Raw genomic sequence first — 1,180 nt, forward strand, 5'->3', positions numbered from 1 at the left:
TCGACTCTGTGGTGCCGTTCGGTGCCGCAGGAGAGGATGTGCACCATGCCCAAGCCGTACCCCAAGGAGTTCCGCCAGAACGTGATCGAGGTCGCTCGCTCTCGTGAGGCCGGGACGACGTTGAAGGAGATCGCGAAGGACTTCGGGATCTCGGAGTCCTGCCTGACGAACTGGATCGCCATCGCTGACCGGCAGGACGGGAACAAACCCGCCGCCGCGGTGAGCGACTCTGGTGAGTTGCGTGAGGCTCGCCGTCGGATCCGGTTGCTCGAGCAAGAGAACGAGGTGCTACGCCGCGCTGCGGCGTACCTCTCGCAGGCGAACCTGCCGGGAAAATGATGTACCCGCTCGTCCGTGAGCTGGCCGCCCAGGATGCCCCGATCAGGGTGCCTGTGACGGTGACGTGCCGGGTCCTGAAACTTGCCAGGGCGCCGTACTACCGGTGGCTGGCCAACCCCGTGACCGACGCCGACTGGGTGGAAGCGCACCGCGCGAACGCGTTGTTCGATGCACACCGTGACGACCCGGAGTTCGGGTACCGCCTCCTAGCTGACGAGGCCCGCGACGCCGGGCAGGAGATGTGCGACCGCACCGCGTGGGCGATCTGTTCGAGCAACGCGTGGTGGAGCGTGTTCGGGAAGAAGCGCGCGAAGAAGGGCCGGCCCGGCCCGCCGGCGCACGATGACCGCGTCCAGCGTGACTTCACCGCGACCGGCCCGAACCAGCTGTGGCTGACCGACATCACGGAGCACCGCACCCGTGAGGGCAAGGTGTTCATGTGCGCCGTCAAGGACGTGTGGTCCAACCGGCTCCTCGGGTACTCCATCAGCTCGCGGATGAAGGCCCGCCTGGCCGTGCAGGCGTTGGAACACGCCGTGGACACCCGCGCCCGAGCGGGCGTCGACGTGGCCGGCTGCATCGTCCACAGCGACCGCGGGTCCCAGTTCCGGTCCCGCAAGTACCTGCGCGCCCTGTCCCGGCACGACCTGCTCGGATCCATGGGACAAGTCGGCTCGAGCGCGGACAACGCCGCCATGGAGAGCTGGTTCGCACTCCTGCAGAAGAACGTCCTGGACCGCCGAACCTGGGACACCCGCGACCAGCTGAGGCTGGCCATCGTCACCTGGACCGAACGGACTTACCACCGCCGACGACGCCAAGCCCGCCTCGGCAAGTTGAC

The 1,180-nt window shown here is 67.6% G+C and carries 1 protein-coding gene; it reads left to right on the forward strand.

The annotated features are described in order from the left end of the window. Positions 1-45: 45 nt before the first annotated feature. Positions 46-1,180 (forward strand): IS3 family transposase gene (locus tag AX669_RS01235; protein ID WP_156444881.1). Its coding sequence is split into 2 segments (ribosomal slippage), with 1,133 coding nucleotides annotated over them: positions 46-330 and positions 333-1,180; the frame shifts between segments, so codons are not numbered across the junction. This gene is flagged as partial in the annotation.

It is taken from the genome of Dermacoccus sp. CCH2-D9, assembly GCF_001556795.1.
GTDB classification, from domain to species: domain Bacteria; phylum Actinomycetota; class Actinomycetes; order Actinomycetales; family Dermatophilaceae; genus Dermacoccus; species Dermacoccus nishinomiyaensis.